Annotated in this window: 20 protein-coding genes and 2 pseudogenes; 17 read left to right on the forward strand and 5 right to left on the reverse strand. The window is 36.1% G+C overall.

Features of this window, described 5'->3' with window-relative positions; genetic code table 11:
- The first annotated feature begins 43 nt into the window (after positions 1–43).
- Entirely contained in the window at positions 44–676 is a 633-nt protein-coding gene (locus P0108_RS06485) for a helix-turn-helix domain-containing protein (RefSeq protein ID WP_116994836.1), read from the forward strand.
- Positions 677–1412: 736 nt separating this feature from the next.
- Here P0108_RS06485 and P0108_RS06490 read toward each other — a convergent pair.
- Positions 1413–1667 (reverse strand): type II toxin-antitoxin system Phd/YefM family antitoxin, encoded by a 255-nt coding sequence (locus P0108_RS06490; RefSeq protein ID WP_004110957.1) that lies wholly within the window; start codon positions 1665–1667, stop codon positions 1413–1415.
- A gap of 310 nt (positions 1668–1977) precedes the next feature.
- Between P0108_RS06490 and P0108_RS06495 the strand changes: the two genes are divergently transcribed.
- Complete coding sequence (locus P0108_RS06495) at positions 1978–2964, forward strand: helix-turn-helix domain-containing protein (RefSeq protein ID WP_473730879.1); 987 nt, start codon at positions 1978–1980, stop codon at positions 2962–2964.
- 21 nt (positions 2965–2985) lie between these two features.
- A pseudogene (locus P0108_RS06500) lies at positions 2986–3222 on the forward strand (DUF4097 family beta strand repeat-containing protein); the annotation flags it as partial.
- Between the two features lie 249 nt (positions 3223–3471).
- Here the strand turns inward: P0108_RS06500 and P0108_RS06505 are convergent.
- Positions 3472–3874 (reverse strand): annotated as a pseudogene (locus tag P0108_RS06505) (DUF2178 domain-containing protein).
- Positions 3871–4074, reverse strand: a complete 204-nt coding sequence (locus tag P0108_RS06510; RefSeq protein WP_004110950.1) for a helix-turn-helix transcriptional regulator — start codon at positions 4072–4074, stop codon at positions 3871–3873. Before P0108_RS06510 ends, P0108_RS06505 begins: the two are co-directional and overlap by 4 nt.
- Positions 4075–4273: 199 nt before the next feature.
- Here P0108_RS06510 and P0108_RS06515 point away from each other — a divergent pair, with 199 nt between their 5' ends.
- The 8 genes from P0108_RS06515 to P0108_RS06550 all read left to right on the forward strand — a co-directional run bounded on the left by P0108_RS06515 (position 4274) and on the right by P0108_RS06550 (position 10578).
- Complete coding sequence (locus P0108_RS06515; protein ID WP_004110949.1) at positions 4274–4570, forward strand: type II toxin-antitoxin system RelB/DinJ family antitoxin; 297 nt, start codon at positions 4274–4276, stop codon at positions 4568–4570.
- Positions 4571–4993: 423 nt separating this feature from the next.
- Entirely contained in the window at positions 4994–5566 is a 573-nt protein-coding gene (locus P0108_RS06520; RefSeq protein WP_004110943.1) for a hypothetical protein, read from the forward strand.
- A gap of 175 nt (positions 5567–5741) precedes the next feature.
- Positions 5742–5939 (forward strand): hypothetical protein, encoded by a 198-nt coding sequence (locus P0108_RS06525; protein ID WP_473730880.1) that lies wholly within the window; start codon positions 5742–5744, stop codon positions 5937–5939.
- Positions 5940–6382: 443 nt separating this feature from the next.
- Positions 6383–7495, forward strand: a complete 1113-nt coding sequence (locus tag P0108_RS06530) for an ABC transporter ATP-binding protein (protein WP_473730881.1) — start codon at positions 6383–6385, stop codon at positions 7493–7495.
- 10 nt (positions 7496–7505) lie between these two features.
- Complete coding sequence (locus tag P0108_RS06535) at positions 7506–8285, forward strand: ABC transporter (RefSeq protein WP_473730882.1); 780 nt, start codon at positions 7506–7508, stop codon at positions 8283–8285.
- A complete protein-coding gene (locus P0108_RS06540) occupies positions 8282–9220 on the forward strand; it encodes an ABC transporter permease (RefSeq protein WP_473730883.1) in 939 nt (312 codons plus the stop codon). The genes P0108_RS06535 and P0108_RS06540 overlap by 4 nt, the downstream gene beginning before the upstream one ends.
- A gap of 556 nt (positions 9221–9776) precedes the next feature.
- Positions 9777–10340 carry a hypothetical protein gene (locus P0108_RS06545; RefSeq protein ID WP_410311171.1) on the forward strand — a complete coding sequence of 188 codons (564 nt, stop codon included), beginning with the start codon at positions 9777–9779 and terminating at the stop codon, positions 10338–10340.
- 13 nt (positions 10341–10353) lie between these two features.
- Positions 10354–10578, forward strand: a complete 225-nt coding sequence (locus P0108_RS06550; protein ID WP_410310504.1) for a hypothetical protein — start codon at positions 10354–10356, stop codon at positions 10576–10578.
- A gap of 128 nt (positions 10579–10706) precedes the next feature.
- Here the strand turns inward: P0108_RS06550 and P0108_RS06555 are convergent, their stop codons facing one another.
- Entirely contained in the window at positions 10707–11048 is a 342-nt protein-coding gene (locus tag P0108_RS06555) for an IS3 family transposase (protein WP_473730884.1), read from the reverse strand.
- 120 nt (positions 11049–11168) lie between these two features.
- Between P0108_RS06555 and P0108_RS06560 the strand changes: the two genes are divergently transcribed.
- The 6 genes from P0108_RS06560 (at position 11169) to P0108_RS06585 (ending at position 17437) form a co-directional block, all read left to right on the forward strand.
- Positions 11169–11486, forward strand: coding sequence for an integrase (locus P0108_RS06560; RefSeq protein ID WP_473730885.1), 318 nt, complete (start codon positions 11169–11171; stop codon positions 11484–11486).
- 601 nt (positions 11487–12087) lie between these two features.
- Positions 12088–12273, forward strand: coding sequence for a helix-turn-helix domain-containing protein (locus P0108_RS06565; RefSeq protein ID WP_012914000.1), 186 nt, complete (start codon positions 12088–12090; stop codon positions 12271–12273).
- 26 nt (positions 12274–12299) lie between these two features.
- Entirely contained in the window at positions 12300–13019 is a 720-nt protein-coding gene (locus P0108_RS06570; RefSeq protein WP_004110918.1) for a DNA-methyltransferase, read from the forward strand.
- Positions 13020–14093 (forward strand): DNA cytosine methyltransferase, encoded by a 1074-nt coding sequence (locus P0108_RS06575; protein WP_012914001.1) that lies wholly within the window; start codon positions 13020–13022, stop codon positions 14091–14093. It abuts the gene before it with no gap.
- Positions 14086–16047, forward strand: a complete 1962-nt coding sequence (locus P0108_RS06580) for an AAA family ATPase (RefSeq protein WP_102704504.1) — start codon at positions 14086–14088, stop codon at positions 16045–16047. Before P0108_RS06575 ends, P0108_RS06580 begins: the two co-directional genes overlap by 8 nt.
- 13 nt (positions 16048–16060) lie before the next feature.
- Entirely contained in the window at positions 16061–17437 is a 1377-nt protein-coding gene (locus P0108_RS06585) for an LlaJI family restriction endonuclease (protein ID WP_064621851.1), read from the forward strand.
- 53 nt (positions 17438–17490) lie between these two features.
- On the opposite strand, the gene P0108_RS06590 is transcribed toward P0108_RS06585, so the two are convergent.
- The gene (locus P0108_RS06590) at positions 17491–17925 is read right to left on the reverse strand and encodes a CGNR zinc finger domain-containing protein (RefSeq protein WP_033888673.1); all 435 of its coding nucleotides are present in this window, start codon (positions 17923–17925) and stop codon (positions 17491–17493) included.
- Between the last annotated feature and the right edge of the window lie 1254 nt (positions 17926–19179).

Here is a 19179-nt window from a genome sequence, read left to right on the forward strand (position 1 = left end):
TCGTTAAGAACGAAAGCTCATAGCCAATGAAAGGAGTTATACGATGTTGTTGGGAGAAAAAATCAGAAATGCGCGCGTGGAAGCGGGTTTAACTCAGGAAGAACTTGCTGAAATGATTATGGTTTCGCGTGCTGCGGTAGCGAAGTGGGAAGGTGGTCGCGGTCTGCCGGATGTTGCAAATTTGAAGGTGATTGCGGATGCGCTGGGTGTTACTGTCGACTATTTGTTGGATAAAGACAATGCTATTGATTTGTCAATCATTAAGAAGCCTATTGATTTAGCGAAGTATGGTCTTAATGAAAAATTGAGTGTTCGTAAGAAAATCAAGATGAAGGAACAAATTATTCGTGATGAATATGCAGACGCTGAAATTATTATGCTCACGGTGACGAAGTTTATTCCAAATTCGTCTGAAAAGTTTATGGATAATTTTATCGGGTGTATTACTACTTTGTTCGGTGATATTCCTTTGTTTGATACGTTTGCATTCGGTAAAGCGGTAGAGAGTATTGGCAGTGAACAGTATTACTTGGTGAATAAAAAAGAAAAGCAATTTTTTGTGCTGATAACGGATGAGTATATTATTAGCAGAATGATGCGAGTAAAGTTCACTGATAAGAAGATGTGTGTTGGGGATAAGGAATTTACGCAAGTTGGTAAGTTGCGTGATAAGTAAGAACCGGGAACCGGTAGTTGGTTGGGAATTGGTCAGAAGAATGTGTTTTTCAGTTTTGATTTCCGCATTCTTCTGATTTTTAGTTTCCGGGTTTTGTACATGCTTTTAGTGTTTTACATGACAGTTGATCATAAGAAATGAAATTCGATTTTTGCACACATATAAAAATGCATATTCTTTGCATCTGGCTAGTCTACTGAAATTATTTGACCTGTGCGTCAAAAAAGTTCATTGGCGCCAAGTCATGATTTTGACTATATAAAACGTTACATTGGGCTTTTAGAAAGATATGTCACATATTGTCGAATTTCCATTATTTGTTGTTGATAATATTTTCAATGTTTCTGCCTGTATAAAAGATACGAACAATCGTCACGCTACATTTATCTTCATCTAAGAGGTAAAAAGTTGTGTAGCTATCTATGGGAACCCTGTGTATTTCCATAGAACACCAAGGCTCCCGGCCAACAATCTAGTATTGCATGGGCATGGTGTTAATAGAATGGATATCATGCCTGAAATCAGGCTATAAAGTCAATTTTAAACCTTTAACGATAGCTTTTTTAATAACCGTTAGCATAATAATGATTGTTATTAGGAATAGTTATTCCAGTAGTGCGTCAATATTTCGTTTTGAGTATAGAAGTCTTCGCACTTCCATAGTGTCGTCGATGACAACGTAAAAAATAGAAAAGTTGCGTACATTAATCCTGTAGTAAGGGTGTTCTCGTGTTGATTAATCCCTTCTCCTTACACTATCAAAGACGTCGTCTTTAGAAAGACGCGTAGAAGTATTTGCGGCAAAAGTATCTGCTTCGTCGAGTTTTCTTTCGATGTCGTCAGTGAGAGCAGAGTATTGTTTGATGCTCATGAGAACCATAGTTCCATAACCGTTTTTTGTAAGGAATACTGGTGTATTTGAATTTATAACTGTTTCTTCTACTTCTGGGAATTTATTTCTTAAATCGGAAACTGGGCGAATATTGATCATAGTATCAACCTCCTTTTATCAAAAAAGTATCATAATATTATCAAGATTACAATAGTTAGCGCGCTATCGAACTTTTATTCCGACGTTTGGCGAGATATTATTCCAATGTTTGGCGGCATCAGTGAAGATGATTGGAAAGTGCGGTGCAAACATGAGAGAAAACGAATTGGTGGTCGGTTGCGCTCATTTGTCGGCAGAAATTGCGCTTTTAACGGTAATTGTCAATCGCACTTGCTACTACGCAACTGCTGTTTCAGCTATAATTTCACCATAATCATGATGAATTCTAGTTTGAAATGGAGATGTTTTTATGATTTTAGCAGATAAAATATTGGAACTGCGTAAACAAAACGGTTGGTCGCAGGAAGAATTGGCGGACAAATTGGGCGTCAGTCGCCAAGCTGTTTCCAAATGGGAAGGCGCACAAAGTATCCCGGATATGGAACGGATAATTGCATTGAGCCGTTTGTTTGGTGTTAGTACAGATCTTCTGGTAAAAGATGAAATTGATGTTATGGGGAAGAACGTCAACGCAGATGGAAATGCCTGGCAGGAAGAAGCCGGCGTTCGCATGCGGGTAATTGAGCTGGAAGAAGCCTCCGCTTATATTGCTCACAGAATATCATTTGCCGCCTATGTTGCTTTAGGCGTTCTTCTTTGTATTCTGGCGGCAATCCCGTTGGTTGGCAGTGATCTTTTGCTTTCTCACACAGTAAATGCGCAAGTCGGTAAAACTATGGGCTTAGCATTCAGTGTTGCGATTATTACCGTTGCTGTAGCTATTTTTATTATTCAGAGTTTCCACGGAAAGCGTTATCAATATTTGGAAAAAGAGGACTTTGAAACGGCTTACGGCGTTGACAGTGTGCTCAAAGAACGCTTGGAACGGTTCATGCCGTCGTATGTGCTGCGTACGGTCAGCGGTGTCGTTTTATGTATGGTTGCCTTTATTTTTCTTATAATTTCGGATATAGCACCGAAATTTTATCAACTTTCATCCGGCTTTTTTGTAGTTATCGCTATTGCCCTGGTGGCAGCAGCTGTCTATTTATTCGTACAGGCGAATATTATCCGCTCGTCCTATTGCCGTTTGCTGCAACCGAAGAAAAAAACTGTCTATCCTGCAAAGATTAGCTTATTCCTCCAAGCTTACTGGCTTATAATTATCTGCATTTATTTAGCCTACAGTTTCATCACGTCCGATTGGGGAAAAAGTTGGATTGTTTGGCCGTTGGCCGCATTGACTTACGGAGTAATAGAAATAGTGCTCAAAGCGTGGAGGCTTGGAAAGAAATAAGTGACTTTCGGAGCCGATTTTGTGGCGAATAATGTTAAGGCTGTTGCTTCTTGCATGGTGGATACGTTAAATGGTACGAGTGTTTTAGAAGGAGAAATACCTAAGGATGTATGTCTTGAAGTAGTTTGTGAGAATGGTATTAGCGAGGTTTCTGATAAGAATAAGGTCAATCTTAGTTGTAATAATTTTGGGCGCAAAACAGATGGATGTGCTCACTACGTTGTGCATTGCTTGAATGGGAAAGCTGTAGTGAAGTAATACTGTTGTGGTGTTTTATGTCTGTCACTGTGACTAGTCGCACGAAATATAGTTTGGCATATTCTAAAAATGCTTAGGAATGTTGGAGTATTAGGCTTGGTGGTTTTTTTAATCCAAGTGTAAAGGTCATTTTCATTTGCTTCGCCTGATGCAACTTTGAGAATAAAAAAGTTTCGTATTGGGGATAAGGAATTTATGAAGGTTGGTCAGCCTTGTAATAAGTAGTAAATGAGCGGGTTATGTCTGGTTTTAATATTTTTTCTCATAATATTTGTTGATAAAAAACATGATTAATGGAGAAAAGGCGATCGAAATAGCTAAAAGAGCAGCTGGCAAATATGCTTTCGTGATAAATGCAATTATGGCAATTATTCCCATTAGGTGCATCAGTATGAATGCCATTGTTGCATTTACTTTATCTTTGATTTTCTCATTTCTTTCATCGTTCACATTTATTTTGTAGTTGTGGTCTTTTTTCTATCATCTTATAGTGCATGATTTTTACGTGTGAAAGTGAGATAATTGCAACAAAAACAACTGACAGTACAATTCCTACGGATTCGTTCAGTTTAAGAGTCAGCGCAAGAATTAGTCCGCAAATTCCTATTACATAACCTATGTACCAAAAATTCTGTGTTTTTTGTTTTTTCATTTTTTATCTTCCTCGTAGATAAATATTTCTTCGATTGTTAAATTAAAGTACTTAGCAATTTTGTATGCCAATATGATTGATGGATTGTATCTTCCATTTTCCAAAGAACCGACTGTCTGTCTTGATACTTCAAGTGCATCTGCAAGTTCTTCTTGTGTTATGCCTTTTTCTCTTCTAATTTGTTCAAGTCTATTTTTCACATTACATTCTCCTTCCTAATGGAAAGCTAGCTTTACATATAAGATAATTATTTCGAAAGCAAATTTCAAGTTAGCTTTCCAGTGTATTTAATAAAGATGTGGTGGAGCACCTGCCGTGAGTTTTGCTTTGCTAATGCTGATGTTAATGCAATGCCAATGCAATGTCATATAATCATTGTAAGAAACAAGGGGTGATTGTATGGCGAAAACAGCTAACTTGTATACTCGTATTGATCCAGAGTTAAAAGAGCAGGCAGAGTATATATTGAATTCTTTGGGTCTTCCTCCTTCGAGTGCTATTACCATGTTTTATAAGCAGGTTGTTTTGCAGCAGGGGCTTCCTTTTGATGTGAAATTGGGTTATAGAGAGCCGCGTGATGTGAGTTCTATGACTCAAGGTGAGTTGAATGATGAGTTGGAAAAGGGTTATAAGTCAGTTTTATCTGGTGATGTGAAGCCTGCGGATAAGGTTTTTGAGTCCTTGCATAAGGCATAGGGTTCGTGTCGTGTGATAATTTTCTTATTTTTTATTTTGTTTTTGAAGAAAAGTATGAAGTTGTGGTTTCTCGTGTGCTTTATGGGAAAAGAGATATTGAGAAAGTTATAAATGGCAATTAAACCTTTTGCAATATCTCGCTTCTATCGTTAAAGCGTGTACTCATTTTGCCACACATTTGTTTATGTATGGAAATAAAATCCTGTAGATTATCGGATGATTTTTAGCTATAGTTATTTTGTAGGCTGTATATCTGCATTCTTTGTCCATAATTTACATCCCGTCAGTTTTATTAAACTCAAAGATGATTTGTACTCCGAGATGAATAAATATTTGGCAGATGATGGTGAAGAACAAAGTGAAGATTGAACATGAGAATCGTAGCTGCAATTAGGTAAAGATTAAGTTGTAGAGGAGGCATAAATGAAGAATATCAAGCATTATGCTTTTTTGACTATGGTAGTTTGCCTTATGTCACTTATTTCAGGTTGTAAGAGTCAGAATAATTTTAGTGATAATAATAGAGAAGTAAAAACAGAAAATCAAAAGTCTGCAAGGAATGAAAGACACTCAGAAAATAATGAAGATGTTGACTGGAAAGAGGTAAGTAAAAATGGTGTTGATGAAACTTTGCTCATAAAAAACATAGATGAAAAGGTTCTCACGTATGTTGCTAAACAGTTACAAAATCTATGCGACGAGATTGGTGAAAAGGGGGTCAAAGATAAATACTATCGGCTGACAGGGTGGTATAACGATGTAGTATATTCTAAGCAATACAAGAGTGTTGTGTCGTTGGGTAAAAAAGCAATGAAACCATTGTTCCTAATAATATATAAAAGCAAAGAGGCTGGAATGTATGAATGGGTTTGTAGTAAAGCGTTAGATGAAATATCTGGTTTTGATTTCTCGGGATTAAACAATGGCGCAGGCTGGAGTAATTCTAGAGAATTTTTAAAGGCATTTACCGATAAAATTATTGAACAAAAAAATTAACAACTCTCTGTTTACAATTGTCTTGGATGTTTACACTCCTACAATATTCCCAATATTAACTTCCATTCTGCAATGAGCATTAAGACTATTTTGCTGTCGAGTGATTATTAATTTAGTTGTTTATGTTTTGGGGATCAAATCGGTTAAATAATTGTAAAAAAGTTCCCTACACTGTTTGATTTCTCATGGTAATGGCTTGTTGGTTATTCCAGAAAATAGGGTTCCTGAGTTTAAGAAGTTGCTTGTTGGGTATTATGAAGGTGAAGATTTGCAATCTGTAACGGATGCGCTTGCTTGTGTTAGTGAGGACGATTGGAAAGCGCGGTGTGTGAAATACATGTCATCTAGTCACAAAAGCCAACAAAATATTTAGTGTGTGCAGCAATTCTTTTGCTGCGTGTCTTTTTCATGTTTTATGCTCAGCATTACTCAATACGTATAATTATTTGATTAAATTCACCAAAACATATATAATTTTCCACGTAAAGCACATTTAAGTTTATGAGGTGTTGCGCTATGACTGCCCAAATGATCGCTAGTCTTAAGAACGGTTTGAAAGGCATATAAAAGCACATAAAACAGCTTAAGATACATATTCTTTAGCAGTATTAAACACGCATTGCACATGGTGTTTTGTTTCATTATGTTTGCGCATGCGCGTTGGTTTTTGTACGTTTTTTTTTGCATGTTTTTGCGCGTTCTTATCGTTCTTGTAAGCAAGCGTTATCTCTTTATCTAATTAATTTTCATTGTTGAAATTTATTCAATAACAGTAAAAATTAAGCTTTAATAACAAGTAAGAACGAAGCAATAATAATGAATAATAATATAGAAGACGCGACTAATAGTCGCGATAACAATAATAAGCAGTCAACTAGCAACTTAATATTGTGTATTGATAATGTAACAAGATCTTATTCTCGTGGATTCGGTCGTAAGAAAACAACTCGTCAAGTTTTACATAACGTATCTTTTGATATTCATTCTGGTGAAATATTTTGCTTGCTTGGTCCGAATGGTGCAGGTAAAACAACTACTGTGAAAATTGTTGGTACGTTGTTAGCTCCTGATAGTGGTAGTGTTCGTATTGCCTGTATTGATGCTGTGAGTAATCCTCGAGAAGCACGTAAGCACGTGTCGTTACTTCTTGGAGGTGAGCGAGGATTTTATCAAAGGCTAAGTGCATTAGATAATCTTCGTTATTTTGCGGATCTTTCCGCTGTTCCATATAGGGAGCAAGGTAAGCGTATTCATGATGCTCTTGAGCAAGTTGATTTACTTGATAAAGCTCATGATGCTGTTCAAACTTTTTCAAGGGGAATGTGGCAGAGGTTGCATATTGCTCGATCGCTGGTTGCTAGAACGGATCTTATGCTTTTAGATGAGCCTACTACTGGTTTGGATCCTGAAAATGCTAGGAAAGTACGTGAAATTATTCATGCTTTACGAGATCAAGGAATAGCGATTTTGCTAACTACGCATGAGATGAGTGAGGCTGAAAAATTAGCTGATACTGTTGCTGTAATAAATCACGGTAATATTATCGCTCAGGGAAGTGTTCAGCAGTTGGCTTCTTTGCAGCATATTGATCATGTAACAATGTACGCGTATGACGGTGAACTATCAAGCGGAACTCCTAGTGTTAAGGAAGAATTGCAAAAACTTGATGGAGTGTTGTGGTGTGATGTTTTTGAATCGCATGGAGTGTTAAATATTACTATCGCGTGGAGTAAAACATTATCTCAAGAGCGAAATATTAAGATTCCTGTTGATGGGATTACACGTTTAGGTGATCGCGCTGCAAGTTTGGAAGAAACGTATCTTGCTATTGTGCAAAATGATAATATTTCTGCATCAAATATTTCTTCTTCTTCTTCTTCTGCTGCTACGCCGTCTTCTTCGCCGTCCTCACTCCCTTTAAGTAAGTAGGAGGCTTAATATGAATACTTCTACTCATTCATACGCTTCTGTGATTCGTGGCATGTGGTTTCAGCTTAAAAGTTTAGCGAAAACAACGTTTTTCTTGCAAAATGCGATACTTGCTCCAGTATGTTTTGCGTTGATGAAAATTGTTGCCTACTATGGTTTTTCTCATGATTGTACCAACTGCCTTAATAATATTTGGGTTGATTCTTCTATAGCTGGATTATGGTCTGCTACAACTACTGCTGTTGGAATTATTGGATACCAGCGTTATTTAGGAACATTACAATATTTAACTTTAAGTGTCATCTCACCTGCTGCAGTGTTTCTTCCTATTGTAGGATCCGCAGCTTTACTTGGGTGCATTGGTATGCCGCTTGCGATTATTACCGTTGTTGTTTTCTGCCATGGGTTCTTTATGATAACATTCACGCAGTTAGTTGGATACTTACTTTCTATGCTTGCTTGCGTAGCTTCTGCTGCATTATTATCTGGAATTTTTGTATTATGCCGTAAAGCTACAGTTTATGAAGGTTTGATTTTAATTCCTGTATGGATGCTTTGCGGAATAGTGATTCCTGTAGAATCAATGCCATTGCCTGCTCGCGTTATTGCGTTTATTCATCCGCTTACGTCGGCAGTGTGGGTGGCTCATGCGCAATCGTTTAATGCTACTACTGTGTTAGCAATTGTGTTATGTGTTGTATTATCCAGCGTTTTGCTTGTTATTGCAGGTTTTATGTTACGTCATGCTATTCGACTTGCAACGCTTAATGGAAGTTTGAACATAATATGATACGAAATAATAATCAGGTTGAAACTATGCGAAATAAAATTATTCAAAATAGTAAGTGCGCTGAATTGCATCAATATAATCAATATTCTCAGTATGGTCACGTGAGCGTGTTATCTAGTATACGAACTGGTGCAAGAGTGAGTATACAGAGTATACCTAGCTTAAATAGTTGGAATACTGCTGTTATTCGTATGATTGTTGAGCCTCTTTTATCCACGTTCTTATACGTTTTTCTAGCTGGAGCTGTAAGCGGAGGATTCAATGGAGCAGCTAGTTATGCGACTAGCGCTGGTTTTAATCATAGTTTGATTGCATCAACTCTTGCTGCTGTTATGGGTGCGTGTTCTATTTCCACAAGTATGACTGTGTCAGAAGCACTAGCATGGGACCGTTTTGAAGGCACAACACCATTCGTGCTTACAAGCGCAAAAGTTGCATTACCATTATGGTTCGGTCGTATTATTGCGCTTGTGACTATTTCTTTGGTGAGTGATGCTGTGACTTTGTTCATAACAATGCTTGTAGTAAGCCCGAGTGCTTTCTTTGTGATTAATATGAGTGCGTTGATGCTGTTGTTTCTTATTGTTCCTGTTGCTTCTACGGGATTTGGTATTGCTATAGCTGCTATAAGCATGATGATGAATGATGTTTATACTATTTCTAACGCGCTTAGTGCAATACTTCCTATTGTTTGTGGTGTGATTGCTCCAGTTAGCGTATTTCCTAAGATGATGCAATACGTGTTATATGTGATTCCAGTAACTCATGTTACTCAAGCATCTCGTAGTATAGTTGATGGTTCTGTAGATGTTGGCGTATCGCTACTTGTGATTCTTATTGTTGGCGTGTTATGGGCAATTGTTGGTGTGATTATATGGAATGTTGGTGTGGCGGTTCAACAGCGTAAAGGTACTTTAACAAATATAGGGTTTTAGGTAATAAATATGGGATTTAGTTAATTATATAAGGATTAGATTCGCGTATGGGGAGTGGGTGTAATGCTAGTGGCATGTTGATTATTGCGTAAGATTGTTCAGCAAGCTATTAAGCCAATCTTAAACTTTTTAACGATAGCTTTTCCTATCGTTAAAAAGTGCACCAACTATCCATAGTGTGCACTCAAAAAAAGTGTAGCCATATAGTAGTTCTTTCAATCCATCGTGTTTTCTTTGCGCCGGTTTTACCATTCTTAACCATCTTGTTGCTACATACACTACCAATGGGATTATTGCAAGAGTTCATCATTTAATTACAACAGTAGATTAGGTTAGTTTCATTAGAGTATTCTAATTGTAGTCTATTTGCATAATTTAGTATTTGGGGTAATAACCCTATTTCTATTTGTTATAAGTAAAACTGAGAACACCTTATACATTTTATGTGTTATCAAAAATAACAACAACAATTGTATGGCAAAAAATCATGTAATAAGATGAGTACTAAACCTAATGATAGGTCTTTTATATATTGTAATTACAAAGGAGAATTTCTATGAAATGTCATATTTTTAAGTCTATTGCTGTAGTTGTTGCAGCATTATCAACCTGTATTTCTCTGGTATCAACTGCTCAAGCTAGTGAGATAGTGGATAACGGACCAAGTGTTGTAGAAAGCAATGTCAGTGATGCGAATATAGATAATTATGCTAAGCGTCTTGAAATTATTTTTTCAAGGTATCTCAAGTTTAATGAAATTAATAAAAAATGGAATATAACACAAGCAGGGGAGTTTTCTCATGTTCCTAAAGAAGTGCTTGAGAATTTAATTCATAAGCTCAATGCAAATGCATCTGTTGGTGAGATTTCGTCTAATGATAATCATGCAGTGCGTTCGAAGGATTATGCTAAATGTATAATTAATGCTACTGGGCTAGGCACCCTTGCTGGAGTATTTCATGGTGCTTTCACAAAGTTACTTGAAAAGCAGCTTTGGAAGCAAGCTGCTATGTATATTTTAAAGGTAGCTGGTTCAGCCGCATTTAGAGGTGGAGCTGTGGGCCTAGCTGCATGTTTAGCAGCTTCTGCTATTTGGTGTGCGACTCCGTGGAGTGAGTGAGGAGGATATTCTCATGTACAAAGTTCTTATGTTCGTGCTGAAGTTGGTTATGTTTACAGCTGTGAATTTTATGTTCCTTTACTTGTCGATGGTGGTATTCGGCCATGATTTTGGTGCGATGTTCAAAACGTATGGGAATGCGCTCGGTCCGCTTATGTTTGTGCTTGCTTTGATGACAACGATGTCGTTGCCTAATGAAGGAACTATTTTTGAGGGTAAGCGGCAAAAGTGTGTCTAAAAACCCGAGTTTTCGTTGAAATACCAAGGAAAACTTGCTGTAGTTAAGCTAAAAAAGCTTAACATTTAGTATTACTTGACATTGAAAACAAAAGGGGCTTAGGACAATTTTTTAGACATTTTGTGCAATCATAGCACGATGTTCCCTAATTGTCTTTTAAGCCCCATTTTAATTTTGTGATTGTTGTAAAAATCAATATAAGTATGAATAGTTTGACGTAATTCTTCTGTACTATCCCAGTTATGTTGCAAGAAGGTTTTCTCTTGCCAGAAGAAGACTATCTCTTTGATATTAAAAACCATAAATAGATTCAAAAATGCACGTTTAGACCATTTGAGACAATCTGTTTCATTATAACTATTCTCTTTAACTACTCTAATCTTGCGCTCTAAAAGTCCAATACGTTGCTTAAAAGGAGAGCTGCCTTCAAGGAGAGTTGCCTTCGTACATAACGTCTTTATTTTACACAAATTGCTCTTAAAAGAGAATCTTTCGTTTTTTGTAAAAGATGAAACAGAAAGCGAGGTGATGGAAATGCAAAAGAATGTTAAGCAGACCTTGAAGCTTGTAGTTTCCAAGGCTAGCAGGTGATGCGCTTTTACAAAAAACCATCACGACAGGTTTCATTAACCTTGCTTAAAGCTAAAAAAGACTACACGAAAACTGTCAACGAGATTGATGAACTGAAAGGTAAGAAACAGCAGCTTCTTATAGAAAAAGCAGGTCAAGAAGATGCTAAAAGACGAATCAGAGAAATGGAAGATTTTCTGAAAAGTGAGCGTCACGATATTAGTGAGTATGACGAGAAGCTGGTAAGAAAGTACATCAAGAAAATAAAAGTTTACGAGGACAGGTTCAGCGTAACTTTTAAATCAGAGATTAGTGTGGATATTGAAAGGGCATCGTAAAAGTCAAAAGAATGTGAGCGTTTGAAATGTTACAAAAGTCAGCCTAGGGGTAATCCTCTCTAGGCTGTTTTTTATGTTCAAAAACCAAGTTATTAAGCCAGTCTTAAACCTTTTAACGATAGCTTTTTCTATCGTTAAAAAGTGCACCCAGTATCCATAGTGTGCACTCAAAAAGTGTAGCTATACTACCCGTTCTCTCAATCCACGTGGAGACTGTTGTTTTGATGTCAAGAGCTGATTAACTGAGCAAATTTTGTCTTTGTGTAGCAGGGGTTTACAGGGTCTATTGTTAAAAGGTTTAGCGTGCGGTGGATTTAAGCTGGGTTCTCGCGGTTTTTGGGTGTGTTTTGGCTGTATGAGGGAACATGTCGACGCTCTAGGGTCGAGTGCACAGGATACTAACGGTAAAAGATACACACGACTTGCTCACAGGCTACAACGTCAAAGATAGGCAATTTCTTATAATGTAAAATATCTAGTAATATATACAAATATAATGAAATATATCCAAATACAACCAAATACATTGACCTTTTATAAAAAGCAGATATAATGGTAGTTGGGTCTGTAGTGATGAAAATTTAGAGGTGGTATAACACAGATGAAAAATGAAGAAGGCTATATCAGCATTGATGAAGCGGCAGAATACTTGGGGATAAAAACTGTCACTCTGAGAACCTGGATAAGAAAAAAACCAGATATGCCAGTATATAAAATAGGAAAACTTTGGAAATTTAAACGCTCGGAATTAGATAAATGGATTGCCAGTGGAGAAAGTGCAGAGTAGCTGTTAAGTTAGGAGAGTGATTCATATTGTCTAAAATAGAACTTTACAACGATGACTGTATTGTTGCTATGGATAATCTTAGGGCAAAATCAATAGATTTAATTGTTACAGATCCGCCATATAATCTTGGTAGTTTTATGAAAACTAGAGATACTAATCTAAAAAAGATGAGAGACAATTTTTTTGCTGCCGCAGGTTGGGATGACATGGGTTTTGAGGAATGGAAGAAATCCATGGAGTCTTTTTTTGAACTATCTTCTAGAGTCATGAAAAAGGGTGGCTCTATGATTGTGTTTATGGCTATTATAAAAGTTGAAACGATTATAAAGTTAGCTGAGGAATATGGATTTTACTATAAGACAACAGGGATTTGGCATAAAACTAACCCTATGCCCAGAAATATGAATTTACATTTTGTAAATTCTACAGAAGCATGGGTGTATTTCACTTATAAAACAAAGACTGGAACATTTAACAATGGTGGAGCTATGTTTCATGATTTTATAGAAACATCCGTTACTCCGAATAGCGAAAGAAAATATGGAAAACATCCAACGCAAAAGCCAGAAAGTTTGATGCAGCACTTTGTAGAAATACTTTCCAACCCTGGTGATAATATTCTAGATCCATTTATGGGCTCTGGAACAACGGGAGTTGTTTCAAAACGAGCTGGTCGCAATTTTATAGGTATAGAATTAAACTCAGAATACTACAACATTGCTAAATCTAGGATAGAGGGCAAATAAATGCAACCAACGGTAATAGATTTATTTTCAGGCGTAGGAGGATTATCGTTAGGCTTTGAAGAAGAAGGATTCAGTGTTCTTTTAGCTAATGAGTATGATGAATCCATTGCAAACGCTTATATGAAAAATCATAAAACAACAAAAATGGTCGTTGGTGATATTACCTCTCTTGATTTGGATGCTGTTTTTGGAACATATAAAAATAAGATTGACGTCATTATAGGAGGGCCACCTTGCCAAGGCTTTTCGCAAAAAGGTCAGCGGAAAACAATCTACGATAAAAGAAATTTTTTATTTGAATATTATGTAAAGGTAGTTGAGCTTGTAAAACCTAAGTATTTTGTAATGGAGAATGTCCCAAACCTGCTTACTGCTGAAAAAGGTTATTTTTTTAATGAAATTGAGACGCTATTTAATGCTATGGGGTACTTTTTGCAGCATGGAGTACTTAATGCCGCGGATTTTGGAGTACCACAAAATAGAAAAAGAGCAGTTATTATTGGCAAAATGAATGGGGTTGCTCCGTCTTTACCATCTTCGCTGAATGAGAAAGTAACTATATGGGACGCAATTAGCGACTTGGCATTTTTAGAATCAGGAGAAGGCGATGAGGTGCAAGAATACAGATATGCGCCTCAAAGCGAGTATGAAAAAAAATTACGTGGACATGCTAACCTTTTGTATAATCATAAGGCAACAAAACACTCTCCACTTTCATTAAAAAGATTGAGAATGATTCCTCCTAATGCCGGTAAAGAAGTTTTACCAAAAGAGCATCTAACTAAATCCATATATAGTGGTACGTGGACCAGAATGAAAAAAGATGATATATCCGTCACGATAACAACAAGATTTGATACACCTTCTTCAGGCAAATTTACTCATCCTTTTTTAAATCGGGCAATAACAGTAAGAGAAGCGGCCAGGATACAGTCATTCCCAGATGAATTCATATTCATTGGTAGTAAGAGTTCTCAAATGAGACAAGTTGGTAATGCTGTTCCGCCACTATTGGCATCAGCAATCGCTAGAGTAATTAAAAATGATATTATGGAGGGAAACATTGATGAATAGACCAGATAATATGTCCGTTTATGATGAATTGTATTTAAAGCTTGGTATTAAATCTTCGCTCCCACATGTTAAGAGTGCTGTCGCGCTAATACTTTTGTTTTGGGAGTGCTCTATTAAGTCTGCTGAGCTTCAGTATTCCGTGCAAAGTGGAGACAAAATAGTAATTAATCCAAATTTGAAAACTGCTATTAAAAATAAACTAGCACAAATTTGTAAACAAGATGGTATTAACATTGATACAGTAATAGGTGCTATAAATAATAATTCACTATTTAAGTCTCAAATGGAATCGCTAATAGTAGCCTTTGAGCTAATTTGGAAGTTAGCAAAAATCAGCTTTATTGATGAAGATAAAACTGCTAGTGCAGAAAGGACAGGTGGAATAAGGTATCCCAAAAAATTAATCTATACGGTTAATGCTGACATTATCGATACTCTAATTGACAATGATTGGGATGCTTATGTACGTATTTTGATTTTGTGGATTGGTGTTGATATTAATTATGATAAGCAGATAGAGACTCGATTGAGTCGCTTGTTAACTGCAATATCTGAAGGCGCAATCTTTAAATTAGTTGATGGTACTAATGATGTTATTTTTAATCAAAACGACGTGTATAAGAAACTAATGCAAACTAAAAATAATGTAGATTTAAATGGAGATGAAGAAGCTAAAGGTTCTTTAAGAATACTTAAATCTCTGCTTTCGGATGGACTAAACCCATACCTTGAGTGCCATAATGGAGATGTTCAGATATTAAAAGGTCAGTTTAATAATCTAGAGGAATATCAAAAAAGGGTAGAAACCTTTCTGCAGCTATCAGCCACAAAAATAATAGGCTCCAAGGATGTAAATATAGATAAAGAGACCGATAGACAAGATTCGCTTGAAAATAATCGCGTTGTAAGTGGGCGTAATATTCTTCTATATGGTGTTCCGGGTTCTGGTAAGAGTTGGACTATTGAGCATGAATATTGCAAACCTGGAAGTGTTGTAGAAAGACTTGTATTTCATCCTGACTACACTTATTCAGATTTCATTGGACAGATTCTTCCAGCAGTTTCAGATGATGGACAGGTAAGTTATAAGTTTACTCCTGGACCTTTTACGAATATCCTTCGCGAGTCATATAACAATCCGAGCAAGGAGTACATCCTTATTATTGAGGAAATTAATCGTGGTAACGCTCCTGCTATCTTCGGAGAAGTGTTCCAGTTGCTTGACCGTAAAGTAGAAATTCGTGATATTGATGACAACGGATATCCCATCGGTACAAGTGAGTACGGTATTACAAATATGAATATTGCTGAGGAGATGTACGGCAAGGATAGAAAAACAGAAAAGGTTCGTATTCCTTCAAACCTTTCCATCATAGGTACGATGAACACATCAGATCAAAATGTTTTCACGTTAGATACAGCTTTTCAGCGCAGATGGGATATGCGTCTTATCGAGAACGATTTTGCCAGTGTTGACAGTTCGCTTGCTGATGCAGAAATCCTTGACACTGGAATAACATGGAAAAATTTCTGTGTTGAAATCAATAAGATTGTTGTTGGGAATAGTGCAAGGATGACTTCTGCGGAGGATAAGAGACTTGGAGCATACTTTGTTCATGTTCATGACCTTAAATACGATGACACTATGGGAGATCTGAAAGAATACGATGCTCTTCGTATGAAAGAAACCAGTGGTTCCCTTACAGATGATGAGAAGTCCAGAATTGCAGTGATTCGTGATGCAATGCGACAAAATAGGAAGTTCCCTGAAAAGGTAATAAAATATCTTTGGGATGATGCATTTAAATTCAACCGTGAAATTATTTTTGATGTTGATAAATATCAAAGTCTTGAACAAATAATACATGCTTTTATGTATGCCAATGGTACTGAGCGCTTTAAGGTGTTTAAAGATAATGTCAGGGATGCATTTGCTAATGTAGAAGAAGATTAAGTCGGTGATTTATATGGATTTAGACTCAGCATCAAATTCAATCAAGGAATTTGATATTAAAAAACACTGCCATGTTAACACAAATGAAGATGGTGATCGTTTTGTTGGTATCAAAGCTGATTCTGATAATGCTATGGTCTATTTTCCAATCGGATATGAGTTGCCAAAAACCGATGCTGAAATCAGAACAGACATAAAGCATTTAATACAAGTGTTATCTGAATTTACAACAAAAGATGACAGATTATTGGCAATTAATAAGTTTACAGCACCACAATTAGTAGGCTTCCCTATCAATGCGTATAAAAATGTTATAGAATATTATTTTTCAATTGGTGGCGCCTATTATGTTGAGAAAGAGCAAGTATATACTACTGCTTCAACTGGTAAGCAGGATTGGGCAAGAACTGCACGAAAGCAAATGCCTCTTGTTCAAAGCAGAAATGGTGTGAGTTCTTTTGTATTTACACAGTTTGAAGTTCGATCTTCAACTCCAAATGACACGAAAGAAATAACGCAGATTAATAGATTCTGTGTGTATGAAGCGTTTAAGAGACTTGGATGGCTGTATGTTCCCTATATGCCAGAGGAATCAGGGTCACATCCGGATATTAAGACGTCAATAAGAATTGTCCAAAACAAGCTTGCTACTACAAATGACGATAGAAAGAAATCCTTATTTCGTAGCATGAATGACATGCTTGAGTATATGTATGAGAAGACTTCCGATAAGCAATTCTACTTTGGTACAGATGACTTTGATCACGTGTGGGAAAAATTAATTGATCGAGCATTTGGAGAGAAGGACAAAAATAAATATTTTCCTCGTTCAAGATGGTTGCTTGACTACGGCAAATACAAAGAAAAGAGGCCTTTGATACCGGATACAATCATGATATATAACGATAAATATTACGTTCTTGACGCTAAGTACTATAAATACGGTTTGACTGGGATTCCTGACCATCTGCCTAACGGTTCGTCAATCAATAAGCAAATTACATATGGCGAATATTTGGAAAAGAATAAGAATGTAGATGCGAAATCTCTATTTAATGCTTTCATCATGCCGTACAATATGGCAAAGAACTATTTTAGTCTGACGTCTTTTGTTGGAAACATTGGTGAGGCAATTGGCGACTGGAGACGCAACAAAAAATACTATGAACGAATCCAAGGAATTGTGATTGATACAAGATATCTAATGTACCATTATTCAGGTAAACCGATAAAGGAAAAGGCTGCACTTGCAGAATCTATAGAGTCTGTTCTGAGCAGGAAGGAAATAAAATTTACAAAGGAATCATCTCTTTCTAAAATAGTATCTTATGCGCGTAAGCCTACTGATTCTATGGTTGCCGAAGACCGTGGCACGTACGATATAGATTAAATATAAAAAATACTATTGCAGAATCTCTGTTTGTAGTACTACAGACAGAGACTTTATTTTATAGTTCTTCTTTTTCCTTTTCTTTTCCTATATCGGTCTTGTGTAACTCTGTTGCAGCATTCTTTGCTACAGAAACGTTTCCTTGTTGATGTGGTATTTACAAGGAAATACCGACCACATCTAGGATTATCACAGGGGCGATATAACTCAAGATCTGGTTTCAAGTAAAATATGGAGAAATATACAGCACTAAGAAGTGAATCTACTTTCCAGGAAGGAGTCATGGTTTCTGGATCATAAACAGGATGTATATCTTTAATATTGTAATTAATTTCTTCCTTAATTAGAAACTTAGCGATTTCAATTACTGCTACTTTCATTATTTCAGAGAAATTATTGGAGCTATCTCCATTCATGTCATAAAAGAAGTGAAATAGGAAATCGGAAATTTTCTTAGCTGTATCTTGTTTCTCATAATTAACAAACATCAAAGTTACTTTAATATATAGCTCGTTTTGAAATCCTTGAACAGATTTATAACCTCCAATACTATCGTTATAATCATTGATGCTCAGATTATATGTGCCATATAAAGAGTCTGCAATAGTGTAGGTATCTCCATCAAATTTTTCCTATTTTCTTTTAGGAGATAATTCAGATGGAGAGTTGTTAATCGTTTCAAGATAAGAATTGTGGCAGCTTGAATAAGGTTTATTCATAAAATCTGTATTTATAGAAATATCCTTACGGAGGAGTAAAGAGATAACCAATTCGCAAATCTTTTTATAATTCTTTCTAATTTCACTACAGCAGTCATTAACTCAACTGTCGCTTTCAATCGGTTGATTATTTCATACAAAATTTTTTCATCGAATCCAGTATAGGAAGTTTCTGATACAGGAAATAAGAAACCATTGCTTTTAAAGAAAGAAAAAAGTTCTTTAGTTAGTTTGTTAGATAATGAAATTAATTTACCAAGTATATTTCGATCCTCTGTGCTTACATTAGATGCAATCCGAAATAAACCACCTTTGGCAGTGTAACCAAATTTCAGGTATTGCTTGTAATTTTAATCTGATTGTAGGCTCTTTCCCTGGAGATGTGTGTTCTATATCTTCAACGCAGTCACAACTACAGCTTTCAAACATAAATAAAAAATTTTCAAAATTATTTACGGAATTTTTTCTTTGATCAAGGGCATTTTGAATCCTTTCTATTGTAATAAAGTCATGGATTATAGCATGGCTTTATTTTTTGGTTGCAAAAAGTAATGTCAATTTATTTGGAATATATCGCTTATATACTTTAATGACGAGTAATGTAAATAATTTAGCATTACTTTTCCATTAAAGTTATGCTATTTTTTACTATCTTCTATTACTTTCTTTACTTGATTATATTTAATTCAGAGTTAATCAATAACTCTGATGTGATTTCAACTAATGAAATGAATATCGTTGCATAGGTTGAGAACATCAAATTTAAATCACAAAGCCTGATTAGCTATAGGGCGATGAGATACATCGTAGAGTCTCTACGGGTTTATTCCGTGGGGTGCTATGTGAAGTACCTCTATTTTCCTATGGTTATTTTCAGTTAAGAAAGCCGGTACTTCACCTAGAGTACCGGCTCTTTTTGTATGTTCTCTCCATCGCTCCGACCGCTACAGAACGCCTGCTTATTACACGTAAAAACATATAAGGAGAAAAATTATGATAGAAAAAGTAAACCCGTCACATGTT

The sequence above is a fragment of the Gardnerella sp. c10Ua_244 genome (genome assembly GCF_055818055.1).

Coding starts and splice junctions, on each gene's coding strand:
- P0108_RS06565 (WP_012914000.1), top strand. CDS start 12,088: ATGAAAAATGAAGAAGGCTATATCAGCATTGATGAAGCGGCAGAATAC.
- P0108_RS06485 (WP_116994836.1), top strand. CDS start 44: ATGTTGTTGGGAGAAAAAATCAGAAATGCGCGCGTGGAAGCGGGTTTA.
- P0108_RS06575 (WP_012914001.1), top strand. CDS start 13,020: ATGCAACCAACGGTAATAGATTTATTTTCAGGCGTAGGAGGATTATCG.
- P0108_RS06535 (WP_473730882.1), top strand. CDS start 7,506: ATGAATACTTCTACTCATTCATACGCTTCTGTGATTCGTGGCATGTGG.
- P0108_RS06490 (WP_004110957.1), bottom strand. CDS start 1,667: ATGATCAATATTCGCCCAGTTTCCGATTTAAGAAATAAATTCCCAGAA.
- P0108_RS06530 (WP_473730881.1), top strand. CDS start 6,383: ATGAATAATAATATAGAAGACGCGACTAATAGTCGCGATAACAATAAT.
- P0108_RS06515 (WP_004110949.1), top strand. CDS start 4,274: ATGGCGAAAACAGCTAACTTGTATACTCGTATTGATCCAGAGTTAAAA.
- P0108_RS06580 (WP_102704504.1), top strand. CDS start 14,086: ATGAATAGACCAGATAATATGTCCGTTTATGATGAATTGTATTTAAAG.
- P0108_RS06560 (WP_473730885.1), top strand. CDS start 11,169: ATGCGCTTTTACAAAAAACCATCACGACAGGTTTCATTAACCTTGCTT.
- P0108_RS06495 (WP_473730879.1), top strand. CDS start 1,978: ATGATTTTAGCAGATAAAATATTGGAACTGCGTAAACAAAACGGTTGG.
- P0108_RS06545 (WP_410311171.1), top strand. CDS start 9,777: ATGAAATGTCATATTTTTAAGTCTATTGCTGTAGTTGTTGCAGCATTA.
- P0108_RS06590 (WP_033888673.1), bottom strand. CDS start 17,925: ATGTTTGTTAATTATGAGAAACAAGATACAGCTAAGAAAATTTCCGAT.
- P0108_RS06540 (WP_473730883.1), top strand. CDS start 8,282: ATGATACGAAATAATAATCAGGTTGAAACTATGCGAAATAAAATTATT.
- P0108_RS06520 (WP_004110943.1), top strand. CDS start 4,994: ATGAAGAATATCAAGCATTATGCTTTTTTGACTATGGTAGTTTGCCTT.
- P0108_RS06550 (WP_410310504.1), top strand. CDS start 10,354: ATGTACAAAGTTCTTATGTTCGTGCTGAAGTTGGTTATGTTTACAGCT.
- P0108_RS06585 (WP_064621851.1), top strand. CDS start 16,061: ATGGATTTAGACTCAGCATCAAATTCAATCAAGGAATTTGATATTAAA.